This is a genomic window from Peribacillus suis (genome assembly GCF_059384845.1).
Window position 1 is genome coordinate 726095 of sequence record NZ_CM182019.1, and the last position, 20677, is coordinate 746771.

Here is a 20677-nt window from a genome sequence, read left to right on the forward strand (position 1 = left end):
GTCTGGTATATTCATAGTAGTAGGTAAGGGGAATGGGAGGGGGATAAGGATGACGAAGTTGATTATTAATGCAGATGATTTTGGGTATTGTAAGGGAATTAATTTGGGGATTATAGAATGTTTTCAGAATGGTGTCGTGACGTCGGCAACTTTGATGGCCAATATGCCGGGTGCCGAGCATGCGGCAGGGCTGGCTAAGGAAAATCCGAATCTTGGCGTGGGGATTCACTTGGTTTTGACCTGCGGCTATCCAGTGAGAAGTGATGTTCCTTCACTGGTGAGGGAGGATGGTGCGTTTCATCAACGCGGGGATATGCATAAGTTTGCTGAACCTGCGGATATAGAAAAAGAATTGAACAGCCAGATGGAGAGATTCCTATCATTGGGGATGAAACCGAGTCACATTGATAGCCATCACCATGTTCACGGCTTGGAGAAGGTTTATCCCATCGTTGAAAAGATAGCGAAAGCGCATAGCTTGCCGGTTCGGAAATTGGATGGGGCACTTCATGGTTATCAAGAGGTGAAAAGGACAGAGGGCTTGATAACAGATTTCTTTGGATCGGACCTGACGACAGATCATTTAGTTGATATCTTGGATACAAGTCTAACTTCCGAGACAGTCGAAATCATGTGCCATCCCGGGTATATAGACGAATCGATACTAAACGGAAGTTCCTACGCCCTGCCACGTGTAAAGGAAATGGCCATCCTGACAGACCCATTGATCCAAAAAGCCATAGCCGCGCGTGACATCGAATTAGTCTCCTATAAAGAGCTGGGAAATAGGGTCTGACCCCCAATACAAAGAGCGGTAACCCTTGATGGTACAGCTTTTTGGATGAATTATTTCGTTTGGGAAATGGGGTCTGACCCCAAAGTTTCACTTATGAAGGACATTATATCTAGGATGGTGCTTGGGTTTTCGATGTTGAAGGTTTGGCGTTTGATTTCGCCTTGGGCCTGGTAGTAGGTTGCGTGTCCTGTTCCTTTTTCTTCATTAATATGTAAATGAAAGCTTAGTGGGGTATTTTCGATGGAGCCGGACGAATCCCTTTGGACGATCTGGCACAATAGTTGGTCGTATTCGTCCTCGTACAAGAAATCATACCGTAATTCCAGTACGATTTTTTCGATTTGCGTGAGCAATAACTTTTTTATATTCATAGCGATTAGTCTCCTTTTTATAGGTAATACATACATCGTTGAAATTCGCCCAACCCAGGATATCCTGAATCCAGGCATTTTTATTGTTTAAAAAGCTGAGGTTGGCTAAACTATTTGATTAGGACAAGGAATATGGAGGAAAATAACATAATGAGCAATGCAATTCAGGTTAATCAATTACGGAAGGAATTCAAGTCGGTTTCAAGCCGTTCCGGATTAAAAGGGGCCTTCCGCGACTTACTTACAAGAAATTATAAAATCGTGCCTGCTGTCAACGATATCAATTTTACTGTAAAAAAGGGTGAGATGGTAGCGTATATCGGGGAAAATGGGGCAGGCAAGTCGACGACGATCAAAATGCTGACGGGGATTTTGGAGCCGACGTCCGGTGATATCATGGTCAATGGCATGAATCCGCATAAAGAACGGGAAAAGTTCACCCAGACCATCGGGGTCGTCTTCGGGCAACGCTCGCAGCTTTGGTGGGATATCGCCGTCCAAGAATCCTTCCGGCTGCTGAAAAAAGTATATAAGGTGTCTGATGAACAATATAACGATCATATGGCACATGTAATCAAGACGTTGGATATCGGGCCGTTACTCGATAAGCCGGTGCGTAAGCTGTCCCTTGGCCAGCGGATGCGTTGTGAACTGGCTGCTGCCTTGATACACAATCCACCGTTGCTTTTCCTGGATGAGCCGACGATCGGTCTTGACGTGTTAGTGAAAATGAAAATCCGTGAGTTTCTGAAGGAAATCAATGAAAGATACAACACGACCATCCTTCTGACCACGCATGACTTGGGGGATATCGAGGCCTTGTGCGAGCGGGTGATCATGCTTGATGAAGGTCAAATCATTTATGATGGGGAATTGCAAAGCCTGAAAGATAATTGGGCAGAGGAAAAACAGGTCCACTTCCAATTCATCGAACCTGTCGAACTGAATGAACTGCAATCCTTACCGCTATCCTTTCATGTCAATTGGGAGCACGATGAAAAGAATCATGCATACATAGCCGTGTTAAAAGAGGAAAGTGATCATATTTCACAACTTGTCGCCGCTGTCGTTTCACATTTTAAAATCAAGGACGTCAAAATCCATGAAACGTCCATCGAAGAGATTGTTCGTAATATTTATGAAGAAGGCACGGTCTGACTCTTTCAGAAAAAGTGTGTCTACCAAGAAGGGAGAGGACCATGGGAAAGTATCTTGCCATGATTCGCATGCGTTTTTTGATGATGCTTGCGTATCGAACCGATTATTATACCGGTATTTTAATTTATAGCATCAATATTGGTGCTTATTATTTCTTGTGGAATGCGATATATGGAGAAAAAAGTTCCATTGAAGGGCTATCCAGCATGCAGATGACCACCTATGTGGCGGTTGCCTGGATGGCGCGTGCCTTTTATTTCAATAATATTGACCGTGAGATTGCCGATGAGATCAAGGACGGCAAGGTCGCAATCGAGATGATTCGACCTTATAACTATTTAGGAATGAAGACGATGCAAGGCCTGGGTGAGGGGATTTTCCGTTTCTTTTTCTTCTCCATACCAGGTATGCTGCTCGTCGCCATCATTTTCCCCATCCATTTGCCAAATGAACCGGCAACATGGGGGCTTTTCGGAATTTCCCTGTTATTCAGCTTCATCATCAATACGCAAATCAATTTGCTAACGGGAATCACGACATTTTTCTTATATAATAATGCTGGATTGATCCGGGCAAAACGTGTCATTGTTGATTTGTTTTCAGGCTTGTTATTGCCTATCAGCTTTTATCCAATCTGGGCACAGGACATCATGAAGTTTCTGCCGTTTCAAGGAATCAGCTATGTCCCGAGTATGATTTTCACAAATGGATACGGAACGGGAGACATCGGCATGGCTCTTTTACAGCAATTGATCTGGGTCATCATTCTCGTTATCCCCATCCAGGTTTTATGGATAGTCGCAAAAAAACAGCTGATTATTCAGGGAGGTTGATGGGATGTTCTACGTATCAATGTTTTTTCAATATGTGAGTCAATATATGAAAACGAGATTGCAGTACCGGGCTGATTTCGTCATCGAGATTCTTTCTGATTTGTTGAACCAAGTCGTGAATCTGGTGTTTATCTTAGTGGTCTTCGGACATACGGAGTTCCTAAGCGGGTGGAGCCGGGATGAAATCATTTTCATATACGGTTTTTTCCTTATCCCGTTTGCGCTATTTTCATCCTTTTTCAACATCTGGGATTTCAACGATCGCTACATCGTCAAAGGGGAGATGGACCGGATTTTAACAAGGCCGATTCACAGCCTGTTTCAAGTCATCTTAGAGCGGATTGAGCTTGAATCATTATTTGGTGTCGTGACCGGTTTGATTATCATCTTCTATTCCGGTGTTTCGTTAAACCTGGAACTAACTTGGTATGACCCGATTCTCTTCATCATCTTTGCAATCGGCGGGGCACTCGCGTATGCCGCCATCTTTGTTGCGATTGCAAGCATCGGCTTCTGGTCTGATGCCAAAACGTCCATCATGCCGATGATGTACAACATCGGGAACTACGGGCGCTATCCGGTTGATATTTATAACAAGGTCATCCGCTTTGTTCTGACTTGGGTGCTGCCGTTTGCCTTTGTCGGTGTGTATCCCGCTTCCTATTTTCTTAGAAAAGAAGAGTGGTACGCGTATGCATTCGCCACACCTGTTATAGGGGTCGTCTTTTTCATGATCTCGATCTTCATTTGGAATCAGGGTGTGAAAAGGTACCGCGGAGCAGGAAACTAAAAAAAATCCCTTCAACAATTTTGTTGAAGGGATTTTTTTGCTTATATGCGTTTGTTTTTTCTCTCGGTATATCTAGCTTGTGCTTGGACGTACTGCCGCTTTTCTTCTTCCGTTTCCGGTTGGACCTGTGGAACCGGTATGGGCTTTCCATCTTCGTCTATCGCAAGCATCGTTAAAAAAGCGCGGGCGGTGAGTTGCTTTTCGCCAGTCAACAGGTTCTCCCGTTCTACTTTTACGAATACCTCCATTGACGTTCGATGGGCACAGGTGACATAGGCTTCCAAATTGATAGCATCCCCGGTCTTAATGGGGGCCAGGAAGTCAAAGGAGTCGCTTGAAGCGGTTACGACCGGTTTCCGGCAGTGGCGCATCGCTGCAATGCAGGCGATTTTATCCACATACGCCATCACTTTTCCACCAAAGATGGTATTGTGATGGTTCGTATCAGGTGGAAAAACGAGGTCCGTTAAAAACGTCCGTGACTGTTGAACGGGAATGCCTGTTGTTAAATCAGTCATTTTCCTGTTGGACCAATAGCTTATTCCGGACAACCGTTGCGGCTTCGACCATATTTTTCAGTGAAGCGACGGTTTCTGGAACGCCCCTTGTTTTCAGGCCACAGTCCGGGTTAATCCAAAATTGGTCTTTATCCAGTACCTTGATGCCACGTTCGATCATATCGACCATTTCTTCCACTGCAGGAACGCGAGGGCTATGAATATCATACACACCAAGGCCGATTCCTTTTTCATATGTTTTCTCCTCGAATGCGGAAGCGAGCTCGCCGTGGCTGCGGGACGTTTCAATGGAAATCACATCAGCGTCCAGGGAAGAGATGACATCCATGAAGCTATTGAAATCACAATAGCACATATGGGTGTGAATTTGTGTTGTGTCTTCGACGCTCGAAGTGGAAATCAGGAATGAATGGACCGCCCAGTTTAAGTACTCATCTCGGTCGCTTTTTTTCAATGGAAGGCCTTCACGCAGGGCTGGTTCATCGACTTGGATCATTTTGATCCCTGCTGATTCCAGTGCCTCTACTTCTTGTTTCAAGGCCAATGCCAATTGATAGCAGATATTTTCCCGTGAAATATCGTCACGGACGAACGACCAGTTCAGAATCGTAACAGGACCGGTCAGCATTCCCTTCACCGTTTTTTTCGTCAAGGCTTGTGCATACACACTTTCTTTGACCGTCATCGGATCGATGAAATGGACATCTCCATAGATAACGGGAGGTTTGACACAGCGGGAGCCGTAAGATTGAACCCAGCCTTTTTCAAGGAAGACGAATCCACCCAATTTATGGCCGAAAAACTCGACCATATCGGTCCGTTCAAACTCCCCGTGCACAAGGACGTCCAAGCCGATTTCCTCCTGGATATCAATCCATCTACCAATCTCCTCGTTCACGAATGCTTCATATTGATCAGCCGTCCATTCACCGCGTTTGAATTTCCCGCGGGCCTGTTTAACTTCCGCGGTCTGCGGAAAGCTTCCAATTGTAGTGGTTGGAAGGAAGGGTAGGTTGAAATACTCCTGTTGTTTTTGATAGCGCTGTTTAAATGGCAGGGTACGGCCATGGGTTTGCTGCTTAGCCTGTTCGACAGCGGCTTGCACGTCTTTATGGTTTCTGGCCTTTGAATTCTTTAAGGTCTGCCATGCAGCTTTGTTTGCCGCCACCTTTTCTTCGATTGATTCTAGACCTTCGTTGTGCCCTCTGACCAAAAGCGTGATTTCTTCTAGTTTCTCATCAGCAAAGGCAAGGGCTTCTTTCACTTTGCTGGCCAGTTCTGTCTCGTTTCGAACCGTCACTGGAACGTGTAGCAGGGAGCAGGAAGGTTGAATCCAAATCCGATCTTCGGATACGTGTTTCGTAATGGACTCGACCAACCCGATTTTTTTCGTCAAGTCAGAAAGCCAAATGTTTTTCCCATCAATCACACCGGCCCCAAGTATTTTATCTTTTGGAAAGCCGACTGTTTGAAGATTGCTGAGATTTTTTCCTTTGTCATGGACCAAATCAAGGCCAATTCCTTGAACGGGCAAGTCAATCACTTCTTGGTAGTGCTCTACAGCATCAAAATATGTTTGCAGCATGATGTTCAGGTTGGGGACAGCTTCGTTCAATTTTTCATACAGGTATGTAACAGTTTTCATCTCGTCTTTGGAAAGGGAAGAAACAAGGGAAGGTTCATCAATCTGCACCCACTTCACGCCTTCTTGTTCCAGCTCTCGCAAAATTTTTGTGTATAAAGGCAACAGGCTCAGGATGATGGCCGGAAGATCTTTTTTATCATAGCCTTTTGACAAAGAAATGAATGTGTAAGGTCCGACTATAACCGGCTTCGTATCGATTCCTAGTTTTTCCTTGGCTTCACGGTAAGCGGCAAGCGGCTTGTTTTCTGTCAACGTAAGCTGGGATTGTTTTAGCTCTGGAACGATATAATGATAATTTGTATTGAACCATTTCGTCATTTCAGAAGCGACTTCATCCTTGTTCCCACGGGCCATTGAATAATAAACGGAAAGGGGGACCATGCCGCCTTTATAAGCCGAATAGCGTTCTGGCACCAGGCCGAACATGACGGACATATCGAGCATTTGGTCATATAACGTAAAGTCGTTGACCGGGATGATATTGATGCCTTGATCTCTTTGTTTTTGCAAGTTGCCTAAACGGATCGCTTCCAATTGCGCCGTGAATTCCGTTTCGTTTAATGTTCCAGCCCAATAGGCCTCTAATGTACGTTTCCATTCACGATCCTCACCGATTCGTGGGTACCCTATATTACTACTTTTCAACACATCCATCTCCTTTTAATGAAATAACAACAAAAAAAGCACCCCTAACCGTCAAAAGAGAAAGTTAGAAATGCTCAAATTAAAGGGGCACGAAAATACCCCTTACCATTATAAGGTCCCTAACACTTCCCTATCTCCCGTAGGTTAAAACAGTGTTGTCGAAATAGGCAGGTCTCCTGACTCAGGGAACTCTTACTTAGCGCTAAAAGCCTTCCCAATCCAAAAGGATCAGTGGCATCAAACAAAAGCGCTATACATTCCCATTACAGTGGCGGGACCGTGCCGGAATTACACCGGACTTCCCTTTTAATCCTAAAAACTTAGGAACCTATCTCCACATATGAATTTCATAAAAAACTCCGTCCGGATAAACACGGACACTAAAATTTACAAAATATTATAAAAACTTAACCCATCTTAGCATACCCCGACCAAATGGGTCAACAAGGAAAAAGTCGGGAAATGGGGTCTGACCCCCACCATGTGGCACGAGATCCCATGCTGTATCTATGTTTCCCTAGATGGTGCAGCAGCTGGGAAATAGGGTCTGACCCCTAAAACGAGCATATATTGACTCGCAAAAGAGTATGTATAAGGGAAGTGGGTTGTTTTTGAAATGAGGCGTGGGGGATGACCTTTTATATTTTGATTGTGGGGATTATCTTTTGCATGGTGATGAGCATTCGGACCTTATTTCTTTCTGAGTCGGAGGCAAAGAAGTTTTCTCTTGAAGATATGCTGTGGCTCGGCAATTTATATGCGACATTATTAGTCGGTTTTGCACTGATTTATTTATTATACGAGCTTCAGAATCATTCGGTGATTCTTGATATGGGCAATCGCTTGGATGGGACCTTTTCCGAGCAGCTGAAGACTTCATTTTATTTTAGTGCGATGACGATGTTCTCCGTCGGATACGGGGATATTTCCCCAATCGGCATTGGCCGGATGATCGCGACAATCCAAGCATTCATTGGCTATACGCTTCCTGCGGCATTTGTGATCAGGGCTGTCATCGATTTTGAACAGAAGGAAAGAAAGAACAAGAAATGAAAGTTGTGTTTCTTTCAATTATTGGGTACGCTTACCATGATGAAAGAAATGGAGGGTTTAGAATGACGGTCAAAATTGGAGAAAAAGCACCAGACTTTCAACTGCCAGCAAACAACGGAGAACAAGTTACCCTATCAGGATTCAAGGGTAAACACGTTGTATTATATTTTTACCCAAAAGACATGACACCCGGTTGCACGACGGAGGCTTGTGATTTCCGTGATGCTATTGAACAATTCGAAGAGCTTGATGCTGTCATCATAGGCATTAGCCCGGACCCGGTAACACGTCATGAAAAATTCATTGAAAAACATGGGTTGCCTTTCCTGTTGCTTGCTGATGAAAAGCAAGAAGCCGCTGAATTATATGGCGTATGGAAATTGAAAAAGAACTTCGGTAAGGAATACATGGGCATTGAGCGTTCGACTTTCCTGATTGATAAGGAAGGAATGATCGTTAAAGAATGGCGTAAAGTCAAAGTAAAGGGCCACGTCGAAGAAGCGTTGGAAACTCTTCGCGACCTAGAAAAATAAGGTACAGGCTAATGAAGGATGAGCGACTTACCAAGCTTGCCAAGCAGCTGATTCATCATTCACTGAGGCTGCAGGCGAAAGAGCGGGTCTTGATCCGTGGGCCTGTTGCAGCAAAGGCCCTATTGAAGGAACTGATTGACGAAGCCTATAGAATGGGGGCCTATCCTTATGCGGAACTTGAAGATGACGAAATTACCAGTCATCTGCTAAAAGGGAATGTTAAGGAACAGCTCGATACCTTATCGAAATGGAATTATAAGAAATACGAAGATGTGGATGCAGTCATCATCATATCGGGCGATGGAAACGAAGGGCGAGGAGTGAGTGTCCCTCATGAGAGATATCGCCTTCAGGAGGATGCCATGAAAACGTCCACCATGTTCTTCGTCAATAACCGGCGCTGGGTGCTACTGAATTATCCGACCATTGGTTCTGCAAAAAAATCCGGCATGAGTCTTGAGCAGTATGAAGATTTCTTGTTAAACGTGTGCACACTGGATTATCACAAAATGGAAAAGTCCATGAAGCCTCTAAAGGATTTGATGGATCAAACGGATCAAGTCCGGATCATATCGCCGGGGACTGACCTGGCTTTTTCCATTAAAAATATCCCCGCTGTCATTTGCGCTGGTAAAAACAATCTTCCAGATGGTGAAGTGTTCACGGCACCGGTAAAAGACAGTGTCAATGGCACGATTTCCTTCAATACTGCTTCCGCCTATCAAGGAGAGGTATTTGAGGGGATAACCCTTACATTTAAAAAGGGAAAAATCATGAAAGCTTCTTCCAATCAGTCGGACCAAATGAATCGTTTGCTCGATATGGATGAAGGGTCCCGGTACATCGGGGAATTCGCCCTGGGAATCAATCCGTATATCATGGAACCGATGGGTGATATCCTATTCGATGAGAAGATTAGTGGTAGCCTCCATCTTGCCACTGGTCAAGCTTACCAAGAGGCCGATAATGGAAATCAATCATCGTCTCATTGGGACATGGTCTTGATCCAGCGACCCGAATATGGCGGCGGAGCGATCTACTTTGATGATATACTGGTTCGTAAGGACGGTTTATTCGTGCCACGGGAATTATGCGAATTGAATCCAAATCAATTAAAATAAAGCCCTTTTTAATAGGGAGAGGCGTTTGTCCAACTCAAATAGAGGACCCCTGAATATGATTTAGTAAGGGAATACCTCCTCATAGAAAGTTGCGCGGGACATTCAGTGCCCGTGTTTTTTTATGTAAAGAAAAGGAGAGATAATCATGTTAGTATTTTCAACAATCATTCCGAATGAAGACATTCAAAAGAAGATGGCACGAGCATTTCCCGATTTGACATTCATTTATCAAGAAACTTGGGCGGATGAAAAGCTCCAAGAGGCCGAAGTTCTTATTACATATGGAGAAGATTTAACCGATGAAATCATTGAAGAGGCAGTGAACGTGAAATGGATCATGGTCATGAGTGCCGGATTGGAGTTAATGCCTTTTGCCGCCATTGAGAAACGCGGAATCATGGTGACCAACGCTAGGGGCATCCATAAAATCCCGATGGCTGAATATACAATCGGCATGCTTTTACAGTATGAAAAGAAATTAAAACAACTAATTGAGAATGAAGCGGGAGAAATCTGGGACCGGAAGATAGAAGTAGGTGAGTTGAATGGAAAAACGATGCTTATCCTAGGAACGGGGGCAATTGGAGGGGAAGTGGCACGTCTTGCCAAGGCTTTTAGAATGACGACCCTCGGAGTGAATCGTAGTGGGAAAGCTGTCGAACACATCGATCATCTATACGCCCTTACGGAGCTTGAGAGAGCATTGCCTAAAGCGGATTATATCGTAAGCGTCTTGCCTAGTACGGATGAAACGAAGGATTTGTTAAAGAAAGAACATTTTAAGGCAATGAAACGTACAGCCGTCTTCGTGAATATAGGAAGAGGAGATCTGTTCAAGGAAGACGTGCTCATAGAGGCCATGCAGGAGCATGAACTCGCTCGTGTGATACTGGATGTATTCGAACCTGAACCGCTAGTGAAGGGCCACCCATTCTGGAATATGGAGCAGGTCACGGTAACCCCGCACCTATCAAGCAAAAGCGGCGAATATTTACCAAGGACCTTTTCAATCTTTGAGGAAAACATGAAAGTCTACCTAAAAGACGGAAAGGATTTCATTAATATCATCGACCCTAAAAAGGGATACTAGGACCAACTAGAAAAACAGGAAATAATTAAATGAATGAGGAATAAACTAAGGGTGTAGATATATTGACAAAGCTTGCTTATGGGGAGTACACTATTTATAAACATTACAATGTAATAATTCATACTTAATTAGAAAAAGAGGTGGATGACGGTGTCTGAAGTTCAGTTGAAAGAAGCGTTGGATTCCCTTAAAGATACCGGTGTAAGAATAACTCCTCAACGCCATGCAATTCTTGAGTATTTGATAGACTCCATGTCGCATCCTACTGCTGATGATATTTATAAAGCGTTAGAAGGCAAGTTTCCGAATATGAGTGTGGCTACGGTTTATAACAACCTGCGTGTGTTTCGTGAAGTGGGATTGGTCAAAGAGCTTACCTATGGCGATTCGTCAGCTAGATTTGATTTCGTAACAACGAATCATTATCATGTTATCTGCGAAAGCTGTGGTAAAATCGTCGACTTCGATTATCCTGCATTGGATGAGGTCGAACACTTTGCAGCACAGGTCACCGGATTCAACGTAAGTCACCATCGGATGGAAATCTATGGGGAATGCACGGATTGTGCAAAGAAAGAAGCGCATTAAAAAAAGTTCCGCCACTTGGTTGGAACTTTTTTTGTTGCAAAAGCACTGTAACTAAAATCCATTCCATTCAGTCGTTCAGGCTTTTGCGATTATATTTTTCGTCGAACTCTTCGCCTTCCAGCTTTTTATCAAGGGTCAGCGTTTCATTGCAATGCATACATATATCGACCCTACCTAATATTTTCGTAGGCTTCCCACAGTTCGGGCAGATAACCTGTACCGACTTTGTGGACAGCATCCCAATCCAAAAGTAAACGCCCGTGCTTGCGATAATGAATAGAAGTCCAAGACCCATGAAGAGCGTCATGACGATAGGGTGCGACTTAAAGAATAGACCGATATACATCACGATAAAGCCAACGAAGATCAAACTTAAAGCAAACGTACGGATTTTATTGATTTTGCTAGAATATTTAGCCATGTTAGACCCTCCTAAAATATAACTTTAACTATAACATAAACTAAGGTTGGAACAAAAAAGAAATAAAGGATACAAATGACTTATGGTTGACCCGAGGAAAAATAGGAAGGAACATCTAGGCTCAGAAAACAGGATTTTTGAAGAGAATTGTCGAATGTAAAAAGAAAAATGGTTTTGGAGGAATTTATAATGGAAGATATCCTTCGCCCGATTTATCAAGAGCGAGCAAGTTTGAAGTCCACACTAGGGATTTTGTTAATAGAAAAAAGGGAGCACAACAGCCCCATCACAGATACGTTTGATTATGTCCTATTTGTCATCGTGGATGATGCAGAGGAACCTGTATTTTTAAAGCACTATACCTATCAAGATAAGAAAGCGGCTTTACATGTTGTAAAAGAAGAGCAAGTCAAGGAATGGATTTTATTAGGGTCGAATCGAAAAGTCGTGGATTGGATTTATAATGGGAAGATTTTATTCGACCGAAATGAATACCTGGAGCATTTAAAAACCGAGATCCGTGAGTTTCCCTTCTATGGAAGAAAGCTGAAGATGGGAATGGAATTTGCCAAGTTAATTCGTAGGTATAGGGATGGAAAAGACTTTTTTGAGAATGGCCATTATCTGGATGCCTATAACCATATTGTTCACTCGCTACATCATCTAGCCCGATTGGAAATAATAGAACAAGGTTTTCATCCAGAGGTGACGGTTTGGAATCAAGTGAAGCAAATGGAACCTGAAATATATAAGTTGTACGAAGAACTGATAAGCAGTGAAGAAACCCTGGAGAAAAGGTTGGAGCTTCTTTTTCTAGCTAGTGAGTTCCTTATTTATTCCCGTACCAATGCCGGTTCTCAACACCTACTGGAAATAATGAATGCTAGAGAAGGATCTTGGACCATAGCGGAGTTAATGGAGCATCCAGAACTAAGTTATTATTCAATCGATCTAGGCGTTCTTTTAGAATACTTAATTGAAAAGAAAGTAGTGGATACCATTAGAGTCGAGACCAAAGGGCACGATGTTTATCACCGATTTTATAAAGTTTAAAAAAATATACTAAAAAATCATTTTTAGTATTGACCAATAATAATATAGGTGTTATATTAATACATGTCGCTGCGGGACATCAGCTTTCGCAGCTTCAACGAAGCTTTACGAAATAAAAAAACATCAAAAAACATGTTGACAACTTAGATGAAAACATGATAAGATGTATAAGTCGCTTACGAAGTAAACGACAACGAAATTGCTCTTTGAAAACTGAACAAAACAAAGCGCCAACGTAAATTTTGAGTGAGCACACACTATAAAAAAAGCAAAATGAGCAAGTCAAACATTTCTTCGGAGAGTTTGATCCTGGCTCAGGACGAACGCTGGCGGCGTGCCTAATACATGCAAGTCGAGCGAATCGATGGGAGCTTGCTCCCTGAGATTAGCGGCGGACGGGTGAGTAACACGTGGGCAACCTGCCTATAAGACTGGGATAACTTCGGGAAACCGGAGCTAATACCGGATATGTTCTTTTCTCGCATGAGAGAAGATGGAAAGACGGTTTCGGCTGTCACTTATAGATGGGCCCGCGGCGCATTAGCTAGTTGGTGAGGTAATGGCTCACCAAGGCGACGATGCGTAGCCGACCTGAGAGGGTGATCGGCCACACTGGGACTGAGACACGGCCCAGACTCCTACGGGAGGCAGCAGTAGGGAATCTTCCGCAATGGACGAAAGTCTGACGGAGCAACGCCGCGTGAACGAAGAAGGCCTTCGGGTCGTAAAGTTCTGTTGTTAGGGAAGAACAAGTACCAGAGTAACTGCTGGTACCTTGACGGTACCTAACCAGAAAGCCACGGCTAACTACGTGCCAGCAGCCGCGGTAATACGTAGGTGGCAAGCGTTGTCCGGAATTATTGGGCGTAAAGCGCGCGCAGGTGGTTCTTTAAGTCTGATGTGAAAGCCCACGGCTCAACCGTGGAGGGTCATTGGAAACTGGGGAACTTGAGTGCAGAAGAGGAAAGTGGAATTCCAAGTGTAGCGGTGAAATGCGTAGAGATTTGGAGGAACACCAGTGGCGAAGGCGACTTTCTGGTCTGTAACTGACACTGAGGCGCGAAAGCGTGGGGAGCAAACAGGATTAGATACCCTGGTAGTCCACGCCGTAAACGATGAGTGCTAAGTGTTAGAGGGTTTCCGCCCTTTAGTGCTGCAGCTAACGCATTAAGCACTCCGCCTGGGGAGTACGACCGCAAGGTTGAAACTCAAAGGAATTGACGGGGGCCCGCACAAGCGGTGGAGCATGTGGTTTAATTCGAAGCAACGCGAAGAACCTTACCAGGTCTTGACATCCTCTGACACTCCTAGAGATAGGACGTTCCCCTTCGGGGGACAGAGTGACAGGTGGTGCATGGTTGTCGTCAGCTCGTGTCGTGAGATGTTGGGTTAAGTCCCGCAACGAGCGCAACCCTTGATCTTAGTTGCCAGCATTCAGTTGGGCACTCTAAGGTGACTGCCGGTGACAAACCGGAGGAAGGTGGGGATGACGTCAAATCATCATGCCCCTTATGACCTGGGCTACACACGTGCTACAATGGATGGTACAAAGGGCTGCAAACCTGCGAAGGTAAGCGAATCCCATAAAGCCATTCTCAGTTCGGATTGTAGGCTGCAACTCGCCTGCATGAAGCCGGAATCGCTAGTAATCGCGGATCAGCATGCCGCGGTGAATACGTTCCCGGGCCTTGTACACACCGCCCGTCACACCACGAGAGTTTGTAACACCCGAAGTCGGTGAGGTAACCTTTATGGAGCCAGCCGCCTAAGGTGGGACAGATGATTGGGGTGAAGTCGTAACAAGGTAGCCGTATCGGAAGGTGCGGCTGGATCACCTCCTTTCTAAGGATAATACGAGAGCGCTTTTGTTTTGTTCAGTTTTGAATGAGTAATTCATTCAACCACGAAGGACTCATCACATCGTGATGACGATCTTTCTACATTGTTCCTTGAAAACTAGATAATAGATAGAAGGCAATTAATTTTTTTCAAAGCATCAGTAAGATCTTTTTAACGGTTAAGTTAGAAAGGGCGCACGGTGGATGCCTTGGCACTAGGAGCCGATGAAGGACGGGACTAACACCGATATGCTTCGGGGAGCTGTAAGTAAGCTTTGATCCGGAGATTTCCGAATGGGGAAACCCACTGTTCGTAATGGAACAGTATCTCTACCTGAATACATAGGGTATTGAAGGCAGACCCGGGGAACTGAAACATCTAAGTACCCGGAGGAAGAGAAAGCAATAGCGATTTCCTGAGTAGCGGCGAGCGAAACGGAATGTAGCCCAAACCAAGAGGCTTGCCTCTTGGGGTTGTAGGACACTCAATATGGAGTTACAAAGGAACGGGGTAAATGAAGTGACCTGGAAAGGTCCGTCAAAGAAGGTAAAAACCCTGTAGTTGAAACTTCGTTCCCTCCTGAGTGGATCCTGAGTACGGCGGGACACGAGAAATCCCGTCGGAAGCAGGGAGGACCATCTCCCAAGGCTAAATACTACCTAGTGACCGATAGTGAACCAGTACCGTGAGGGAAAGGTGAAAAGCACCCCGGAAGGGGAGTGAAATAGATCCTGAAACCGTGTGCCTACAAGTAGTCAAAGCCCGTTAATGGGTAATGGCGTGCCTTTTGTAGAATGAACCGGCGAGTTACGATTTCATGCGAGGTTAAGTTGATAAGACGGAGCCGCAGCGAAAGCGAGTCTGAATAGGGCGAATGAGTATGAGGTCGTAGACCCGAAACCAGGTGATCTACCCATGTCCAGGGTGAAGTTCAGGTAACACTGAATGGAGGCCCGAACCCACGCACGTTGAAAAGTGCGGGGATGAGGTGTGGGTAGCGGAGAAATTCCAATCGAACCTGGAGATAGCTGGTTCTCTCCGAAATAGCTTTAGGGCTAGCCTCAAGATGAGAGTATTGGAGGTAGAGCACTGATTGGACTAGGGGCCCCCAACGGGTTACCGAATTCAGTCAAACTCCGAATGCCAAATACTTATTCTTGGGAGTCAGACTGCGAGTGATAAGATCCGTAGTCGAAAGGGAAACAGCCCAGACCACCAGCTAAGGTCCCAAAGTATACGTTAAGTGGAAAAGGATGTGGAGTTGCTTAGACAACCAGGATGTTGGCTCAGAAGCAGCCACCATTTAAAGAGTGCGTAATAGCTCACTGGTCGAGTGACTCCGCGCCGAAAATGTACCGGGGCTAAACGTATCACCGAAGCTGTGGATTGACACCGTATGGTGTCGATGGTAGGAGAGCGTTCTAAGGGCGTTGAAGTCAGACCGTAAGGACTGGTGGAGCGCTTAGAAGTGAGAATGCCGGTATGAGTAGCGAAAGAAGGGTGAGAATCCCTTCCACCGAATGCCTAAGGTTTCCTGAGGAAGGCTCGTCCGCTCAGGGTTAGTCGGGACCTAAGCCGAGGCCGAAAGGCGTAGGCGATGGACAACAGGTTGATATTCCTGTACCACCTATACATCGTTTGAACGATGGGGGGACGCAGAAGGATAGGGTAAGCGCGCTGTTGGATATGCGCGTCCAAGCAGTTAGGCCGGAAACGAGGCAAATCCCGTTTCCATTAAGGCGGAGCTGTGATGGCGAGGGAAATATAGTACCGAAGTTCCTGATTCCACACTGCCAAGAAAAGCCTCTAGTGAGATGTAAGGTGCCCGTACCGCAAACCGACACAGGTAGGCGAGGAGAGAATCCTAAGGTGTGCGAGAGAACTCTCGTTAAGGAACTCGGCAAAATGACCCCGTAACTTCGGGAGAAGGGGTGCTTTTTAGGGTGAATAGCCCAGAAAAGCCGCAGTGAATAGGCCCAGGCGACTGTTTAGCAAAAACACAGGTCTCTGCGAAGCCGCAAGGCGAAGTATAGGGGCTGACACCTGCCCGGTGCTGGAAGGTTAAGGGGAGAGGTTAGCGCAAGCGAAGCTTTGAACCGAAGCCCCAGTAAACGGCGGCCGTAACTATAACGGTCCTAAGGTAGCGAAATTCCTTGTCGGGTAAGTTCCGACCCGCACGAAAGGTGTAACGATCTGGGCACTGTCTCAACGAGAGACTCGGTGAAATTATAGTACCTGTGAAGATGCAGGTTACCCGCGACAGGACGGAAAGACCCCGTGGAGCTTTACTGCAGCCTGATATTGAATTTTGTTACAGCTTGTACAGGATAGGTAGGAGCCTGAGAAGCCGGAGCGCTAGCTTCGGTGGAGGCGTTGGTGGGATACTACCCTGGCTGTATTGAAATTCTAACCCGCGCCCCTTATCGGGGTGGGAGACAGTGTCAGGTGGGCAGTTTGACTGGGGCGGTCGCCTCCTAAAGAGTAACGGAGGCGCCCAAAGGTTCCCTCAGAATGGTTGGAAATCATTCGCAGAGTGTAAAGGCACAAGGGAGCTTGACTGCGAGACCTACAAGTCGAGCAGGGACGAAAGTCGGGCTTAGTGATCCGGTGGTTCCGCATGGAAGGGCCATCGCTCAACGGATAAAAGCTACCCCGGGGATAACAGGCTTATCTCCCCCAAGAGTCCACATCGACGGGGAGGTTTGGCACCTCGATGTCGGCTCATCGCATCCTGGGGCTGTAGTCGGTCCCAAGGGTTGGGCTGTTCGCCCATTAAAGCGGTACGCGAGCTGGGTTCAGAACGTCGTGAGACAGTTCGGTCCCTATCCGTCGCGGGCGCAGGAAATTTGAGAGGAGCTGTCCTTAGTACGAGAGGACCGGGATGGACGCACCGCTGGTGTACCAGTTGTCTTGCCAAAGGCATAGCTGGGTAGCTACGTGCGGAAGGGATAAGTGCTGAAAGCATCTAAGCATGAAGCCCCCCTCAAGATGAGATTTCCCATGGCGCAAGCTAGTAAGATCCCTGAAAGATGATCAGGTTGATAGGTCAGAGGTGGAAGCGTGGCGACATGTGGAGCTGACTGATACTAATAGATCGAGGACTTAACCAACGCTTTAAAAAGATGAACACCTTCTGATATTATCTAGTTTTGAAGGAATGAAAATTTCTTCTTGCATTTTTTAAAAAAGATGATATAATAATAGATGTCTTGAAAAAATGCTAACCAACAATGTTTGGTGACGATAGCGAAGAGGTCACACCCGTTCCCATTCCGAACACGGCAGTTAAGCTCTTCAGCGCCGATGGTAGTTGGGGGTTTCCCCCTGTGAGAGTAGGACGTCGCCAAGCTTGTATTGTTCCGCAGTAGCTCAGTGGTAGAGCATTCGGCTGTTAACCGAACGGTCGTAGGTTCGAGTCCTACCTGCGGAGCCATATTGGAGAGCTGTCCGAGTGGCCGAAGGAGCACGATTGGAAATCGTGTAGACGGGTAACCCTGTCTCAAGGGTTCAAATCCCTTGCTCTCCGCCATTTAATACCTGGCCCGTTGGTCAAGCGGTTAAGACACCGCCCTTTCACGGCGGTAACACGGGTTCGATTCCCGTACGGGTCACCATTTCGATAACTTATTGGAGGATTAGCTCAGCTGGGAGAGCATCTGCCTTACAAGCAGAGGGTCGGCGGTTCGATCCCGTCATCCTCCACCATTTCTTTTAAAAAGCATCAAGTTGTTTCTTTATGAATGGAACACTTAACACGAAAACTTGAGGCATATAGTAACATTATTATTATCGCGGGGTGGAGCAGTCCGGTAGCTCGTCGGGCTCATAACCCGAAGGTCGCAGGTTCAAATCCTGTCCCCGCAATCTATGGTCCCGTGGTGTAGCGGTTAACATGCCTGCCTGTCACGCAGGAGATCGCGGGTTCGATTCCCGTCGGGACCGCCATTTTTAATTGTTTGGCTCAGTAGCTCAGTCGGTAGAGCAAAGGACTGAAAATCCTTGTGTCGGCGGTTCGATTCCGTCCTGAGCCACCATAGTAGTGCCGGTGTAGCTCAACTGGTAGAGCAACTGACTTGTAATCAGTAGGTTGGGGGTTCAAGTCCTCTTGCCGGCACCATGTTTCATCCGTGGAGGGGTAGCGAAGTGGCTAAACGCGGCGGACTGTAAATCCGCTCCTTCGGGTTCGGCAGTTCGAATCTGCCCCCCTCCACCATCTTACAGGGGTATAGTTTAAAGGTAGAACAGAGGTCTCCAAAACCTCCGGTGTGGGTTCGAGTCCTACTACCCCTGCCAATTTTATTGTTATGGCGATTGTGGCGAAGTGGTTAACGCACCTGATTGTGGTTCAGGCATTCGTGGGTTCGATTCCCATCAGTCGCCCCATTTTCAATAAAATGATGGTATAATGAATATAACATTAATGGGCTATAGCCAAGCGGTAAGGCAACGGATTTTGATTCCGTCATGCGAAGGTTCGATCCCTTCTAGCCCAGCCATATGCGAAAGTAGTTCAGTGGTAGAATACAACCTTGCCAAGGTTGGGGTCGCGGGTTCGAATCCCGTCTTTCGCTCCAAAAATGTTGGCGGCATAGCCAAGCGGTAAGGCAGAGGTCTGCAAAACCTTTATCACCGGTTCAATTCCGGTTGCCGCCTCCAACAAATTTTGCCCGAGTGGTGGAATGGCAGACACGCTGCACTCAAAATGCAGTGCCGCAAGGCGTGCCGGTTCGACCCCGGCCTCGGGTATCATACGGTCGAAGATATGTCATACAAAAAAGATCTCAACTTAACTGTTGAGGTCTTTTTTTTATTTAATAAACATGAGATTTAGATTATACGTCAGAAAGGATGTGAAATACGTCCATTCTCAATTCAGGTTATGCATTCTTCAATTACTTCAGACCGTTCCCCTTACTTGTGATTTACTATGTAATTGGATTATCAAAGATTTGAACCAAAACGTTTTTATATCCGTTTAACAAAGCATTAAAAGCAATACTCTTAGTAAACGATACTTATTGAATTAGGCTGAAACCTTAGGCGGTTTGCCCTGAAATTTTCTAATGACATGCTTAAATTAATAAAGAGTTCAGTATAGGCGTTCTTACCCATTATCCTGTAATATTATTACTAGAAGTAAAACAGGGGGTTTTTGGGTATGGGGATTTCTTTAAGGACTAACATAAGCACTCAAATATTGGATGAAACATCCGTTTTAGCTGCACTGGAGTCAAATTTAGCAATGATAGAATTCAATCTAAATAGAGAAGTAATATGGGTAAATGAAAACTTTGCAATGACCTTGGGATATACAATTGACGAAATGAAAAATATGCAGCATCATCAATTTTGTACAACGGAATTCAGGAATACCCGAGAGTATGAATCATTATGGGTTACCCTCAAAAATGGAAAAAGGTTTCAAGAAAAAATTCAAAGGGTCGGTAAAACCGGGAATCTCCTATGGCTCGAAGCCACCTATATACCCATCCTAAATGAAGAAGGTAAGGTCCATGCTGTTCTTAAAATCGCAACAGATATTACAGAGCGTGAAAACAACACAATAAAAATCATTTCTCAGCTAAAAGATATGCCTGAAAAATTAGTAAATATCGTTGTTGAGAATTCCAATGAGAAAATTCAAGCAGTGGAGTCACTAAAAAAACAAACGGGTTTAATAAGTGATGTATCTAAAATCATACAAACCATCTCTTTCCAAACAAATGTATTGGCCTTAAATGCAGCGATCGAAGCAGCTCGAGTAGGGGAACAAGGTCGAGGTTTTAAAGTTGTTTCAGACGAAGTTAGAAGATTAGCAGGAAATGTTGATAAAGCCATAAAAAATATAAATTCCAATGTAGAAAATATTACTTTAGACGTAGAGAAGGTTAGTGAGATAACAGAAGATTTACAAAAAATAATCATCGACACTCAATCCATATTCAATAAGACGATTGAAAAGTTAGAAGGGATGACTAAATAAATGAGAATGCTAGGTTTCCCTAAACTAAATATTATTAATTTTTAAAAAATGTGAATAAAGAGAAATCATTACTTGATATCATATTGGAGTTATTGAAAATCTCTACAGATTGGCCCTCTTAGTATAGGGCTTTTTTGTTTTCCAAGCTATGAGCTATATCAGGGCATGGGGCTGAATATTGAATCTAGGTATTAGGGATGATACTGCTAGATTTTTCGGAAAAATCATTGACAATGATAA

At 45.1% G+C, this 20677-nt stretch carries 15 protein-coding genes, 15 tRNA genes, 3 rRNA genes and 1 riboswitch; of the genes, 29 read left to right on the forward strand and 4 right to left on the reverse strand.

The genetic code is table 11. From position 1 onward, the window contains the following. The first annotated feature begins 49 nt into the window (after positions 1-49). Entirely contained in the window at positions 50-796 is a 747-nt protein-coding gene (gene chbG, locus AC503W_RS03490; RefSeq protein ID WP_494916072.1) for a chitin disaccharide deacetylase, read from the forward strand. A gap of 50 nt (positions 797-846) precedes the next feature. Here chbG and AC503W_RS03495 read toward each other — a convergent pair whose 3' ends face one another. Beyond that, entirely contained in the window at positions 847-1167 is a 321-nt protein-coding gene (locus tag AC503W_RS03495; RefSeq protein ID WP_402988845.1) for a hypothetical protein, read from the reverse strand. Positions 1168-1317: 150 nt separating this feature from the next. Between AC503W_RS03495 and AC503W_RS03500 the strand changes: the two genes are divergently transcribed. Genes AC503W_RS03500 through AC503W_RS03510 form a run of 3 tightly spaced genes read left to right on the forward strand, consistent with a single transcriptional unit; the run spans position 1318 to position 3948 of the window. After that, the gene (locus tag AC503W_RS03500; RefSeq protein ID WP_402959292.1) at positions 1318-2325 is read left to right on the forward strand and encodes an ABC transporter ATP-binding protein; all 1008 of its coding nucleotides are present in this window, start codon (positions 1318-1320) and stop codon (positions 2323-2325) included. A gap of 41 nt (positions 2326-2366) precedes the next feature. Further along, entirely contained in the window at positions 2367-3158 is a 792-nt protein-coding gene (locus AC503W_RS03505) for an ABC transporter permease (protein ID WP_402871388.1), read from the forward strand. A 4-nt stretch (positions 3159-3162) separates the two neighbouring features. Beyond that, positions 3163-3948, forward strand: coding sequence for an ABC transporter permease (locus tag AC503W_RS03510; RefSeq protein ID WP_402871385.1), 786 nt, complete (start codon positions 3163-3165; stop codon positions 3946-3948). 41 nt (positions 3949-3989) lie between these two features. Here the strand turns inward: AC503W_RS03510 and AC503W_RS03515 are convergent, their stop codons facing one another. Further along, positions 3990-4466, reverse strand: coding sequence for an acyl-CoA thioesterase (locus AC503W_RS03515; protein WP_494916076.1), 477 nt, complete (start codon positions 4464-4466; stop codon positions 3990-3992). Further along, the gene (metE, locus tag AC503W_RS03520) at positions 4459-6765 is read right to left on the reverse strand and encodes a 5-methyltetrahydropteroyltriglutamate--homocysteine S-methyltransferase (RefSeq protein ID WP_494916078.1); all 2307 of its coding nucleotides are present in this window, start codon (positions 6763-6765) and stop codon (positions 4459-4461) included. Before metE ends, AC503W_RS03515 begins: the two co-directional genes overlap by 8 nt. 140 nt (positions 6766-6905) lie before the next feature. Then, a riboswitch (cobalamin riboswitch) is annotated at positions 6906-7103 on the reverse strand. Between the two features lie 283 nt (positions 7104-7386). Here metE and AC503W_RS03525 point away from each other — a divergent pair. The 5 genes from AC503W_RS03525 (at position 7387) to perR (ending at position 11141) form a co-directional block, all read left to right on the forward strand. Continuing rightward, positions 7387-7809: a potassium channel family protein gene (locus AC503W_RS03525; protein ID WP_402871377.1), complete on the forward strand. Its 423-nt coding sequence runs from the start codon at positions 7387-7389 to the stop codon at positions 7807-7809. Positions 7810-7871: 62 nt separating this feature from the next. Beyond that, positions 7872-8342, forward strand: coding sequence for a thioredoxin-dependent thiol peroxidase (bcp, locus tag AC503W_RS03530; protein WP_494916080.1), 471 nt, complete (start codon positions 7872-7874; stop codon positions 8340-8342). Between the two features lie 11 nt (positions 8343-8353). Continuing rightward, entirely contained in the window at positions 8354-9463 is a 1110-nt protein-coding gene (locus AC503W_RS03535; RefSeq protein WP_494916082.1) for an aminopeptidase, read from the forward strand. Positions 9464-9608: 145 nt separating this feature from the next. After that, positions 9609-10553: a D-2-hydroxyacid dehydrogenase gene (locus AC503W_RS03540; RefSeq protein WP_494916084.1), complete on the forward strand. Its 945-nt coding sequence runs from the start codon at positions 9609-9611 to the stop codon at positions 10551-10553. Positions 10554-10697: 144 nt separating this feature from the next. After that, a complete protein-coding gene (perR, locus tag AC503W_RS03545) occupies positions 10698-11141 on the forward strand; it encodes a peroxide-responsive transcriptional repressor PerR (RefSeq protein WP_402871367.1) in 444 nt (147 codons plus the stop codon). A 67-nt stretch (positions 11142-11208) separates the two neighbouring features. Here the strand turns inward: perR and AC503W_RS03550 are convergent, their stop codons facing one another. Beyond that, positions 11209-11562, reverse strand: a complete 354-nt coding sequence (locus AC503W_RS03550) for a YgzB family protein (protein ID WP_402871365.1) — start codon at positions 11560-11562, stop codon at positions 11209-11211. A 189-nt stretch (positions 11563-11751) separates the two neighbouring features. On the opposite strand from AC503W_RS03550, the gene AC503W_RS03555 reads away from it, so the two are divergent. From AC503W_RS03555 to AC503W_RS03650, 20 genes are all read left to right on the forward strand, one after another. After that, positions 11752-12615, forward strand: a complete 864-nt coding sequence (locus AC503W_RS03555) for a nucleotidyltransferase-like protein (protein ID WP_494916087.1) — start codon at positions 11752-11754, stop codon at positions 12613-12615. Positions 12616-12906: 291 nt separating this feature from the next. Further along, positions 12907-14457 (forward strand): 16S ribosomal RNA (locus AC503W_RS03560). 173 nt (positions 14458-14630) lie between these two features. Further along, positions 14631-17564, forward strand: a 23S ribosomal RNA gene (locus tag AC503W_RS03565). A gap of 123 nt (positions 17565-17687) precedes the next feature. After that, positions 17688-17803: ribosomal RNA gene (gene rrf / locus AC503W_RS03570) — 5S ribosomal RNA — on the forward strand. Together the 16S, 23S and 5S rRNA genes with 15 tRNA genes alongside form the textbook arrangement of a ribosomal RNA operon. A gap of 9 nt (positions 17804-17812) precedes the next feature. Next, a tRNA-Asn gene (locus AC503W_RS03575) sits at positions 17813-17887 on the forward strand. A gap of 4 nt (positions 17888-17891) precedes the next feature. Beyond that, positions 17892-17983: transfer RNA gene (locus AC503W_RS03580), tRNA-Ser, on the forward strand. A 10-nt stretch (positions 17984-17993) separates the two neighbouring features. After that, positions 17994-18068 (forward strand) — tRNA-Glu (locus AC503W_RS03585). Between the two features lie 15 nt (positions 18069-18083). After that, positions 18084-18159: transfer RNA gene (locus AC503W_RS03590), tRNA-Val, on the forward strand. 85 nt (positions 18160-18244) lie between these two features. Then, positions 18245-18318: transfer RNA gene (locus tag AC503W_RS03595), tRNA-Met, on the forward strand. Positions 18319-18323: 5 nt separating this feature from the next. After that, positions 18324-18399 (forward strand) — tRNA-Asp (locus AC503W_RS03600). Between the two features lie 13 nt (positions 18400-18412). Continuing rightward, positions 18413-18488 (forward strand) — tRNA-Phe (locus tag AC503W_RS03605). A 7-nt stretch (positions 18489-18495) separates the two neighbouring features. Further along, positions 18496-18571 (forward strand) — tRNA-Thr (locus AC503W_RS03610). A gap of 12 nt (positions 18572-18583) precedes the next feature. Continuing rightward, positions 18584-18667, forward strand: a tRNA-Tyr gene (locus tag AC503W_RS03615). A 6-nt stretch (positions 18668-18673) separates the two neighbouring features. Beyond that, positions 18674-18747 (forward strand) — tRNA-Trp (locus tag AC503W_RS03620). Positions 18748-18761: 14 nt separating this feature from the next. Continuing rightward, positions 18762-18837, forward strand: a tRNA-His gene (locus AC503W_RS03625). A gap of 38 nt (positions 18838-18875) precedes the next feature. Next, positions 18876-18950: transfer RNA gene (locus AC503W_RS03630), tRNA-Gln, on the forward strand. 3 nt (positions 18951-18953) lie between these two features. Continuing rightward, positions 18954-19028: transfer RNA gene (locus tag AC503W_RS03635), tRNA-Gly, on the forward strand. A gap of 8 nt (positions 19029-19036) precedes the next feature. Beyond that, positions 19037-19110, forward strand: a tRNA-Cys gene (locus AC503W_RS03640). A gap of 9 nt (positions 19111-19119) precedes the next feature. Further along, positions 19120-19200, forward strand: a tRNA-Leu gene (locus tag AC503W_RS03645). 412 nt (positions 19201-19612) lie between these two features. Then, on the forward strand, positions 19613-20437 hold the full coding sequence (locus tag AC503W_RS03650) for a methyl-accepting chemotaxis protein (RefSeq protein WP_494916089.1): 825 nt from the start codon (positions 19613-19615) through the stop codon (positions 20435-20437). Positions 20438-20677 lie beyond the last annotated feature (240 nt).

What these genes read in the sequence shown, in the direction of transcription:
- chbG (WP_494916072.1), top strand. Translation starts at nt 50, where the DNA reads ATGACGAAGTTGATTATTAATGCAGATGATTTTGGGTATTGTAAGGGA.
- AC503W_RS03495 (WP_402988845.1), bottom strand. Translation starts at nt 1,167, where the DNA reads ATGAATATAAAAAAGTTATTGCTCACGCAAATCGAAAAAATCGTACTG.
- AC503W_RS03500 (WP_402959292.1), top strand. Translation starts at nt 1,318, where the DNA reads ATGAGCAATGCAATTCAGGTTAATCAATTACGGAAGGAATTCAAGTCG.
- AC503W_RS03505 (WP_402871388.1), top strand. Translation starts at nt 2,367, where the DNA reads ATGGGAAAGTATCTTGCCATGATTCGCATGCGTTTTTTGATGATGCTT.
- AC503W_RS03510 (WP_402871385.1), top strand. Translation starts at nt 3,163, where the DNA reads ATGTTCTACGTATCAATGTTTTTTCAATATGTGAGTCAATATATGAAA.
- AC503W_RS03515 (WP_494916076.1), bottom strand. Translation starts at nt 4,466, where the DNA reads ATGACTGATTTAACAACAGGCATTCCCGTTCAACAGTCACGGACGTTT.
- metE (WP_494916078.1), bottom strand. Translation starts at nt 6,765, where the DNA reads ATGGATGTGTTGAAAAGTAGTAATATAGGGTACCCACGAATCGGTGAG.
- AC503W_RS03525 (WP_402871377.1), top strand. Translation starts at nt 7,387, where the DNA reads ATGACCTTTTATATTTTGATTGTGGGGATTATCTTTTGCATGGTGATG.
- bcp (WP_494916080.1), top strand. Translation starts at nt 7,872, where the DNA reads ATGACGGTCAAAATTGGAGAAAAAGCACCAGACTTTCAACTGCCAGCA.
- AC503W_RS03535 (WP_494916082.1), top strand. Translation starts at nt 8,354, where the DNA reads ATGAAGGATGAGCGACTTACCAAGCTTGCCAAGCAGCTGATTCATCAT.
- AC503W_RS03540 (WP_494916084.1), top strand. Translation starts at nt 9,609, where the DNA reads ATGTTAGTATTTTCAACAATCATTCCGAATGAAGACATTCAAAAGAAG.
- perR (WP_402871367.1), top strand. Translation starts at nt 10,698, where the DNA reads ATGACGGTGTCTGAAGTTCAGTTGAAAGAAGCGTTGGATTCCCTTAAA.
- AC503W_RS03550 (WP_402871365.1), bottom strand. Translation starts at nt 11,562, where the DNA reads ATGGCTAAATATTCTAGCAAAATCAATAAAATCCGTACGTTTGCTTTA.
- AC503W_RS03555 (WP_494916087.1), top strand. Translation starts at nt 11,752, where the DNA reads ATGGAAGATATCCTTCGCCCGATTTATCAAGAGCGAGCAAGTTTGAAG.
- AC503W_RS03650 (WP_494916089.1), top strand. Translation starts at nt 19,613, where the DNA reads ATGGGGATTTCTTTAAGGACTAACATAAGCACTCAAATATTGGATGAA.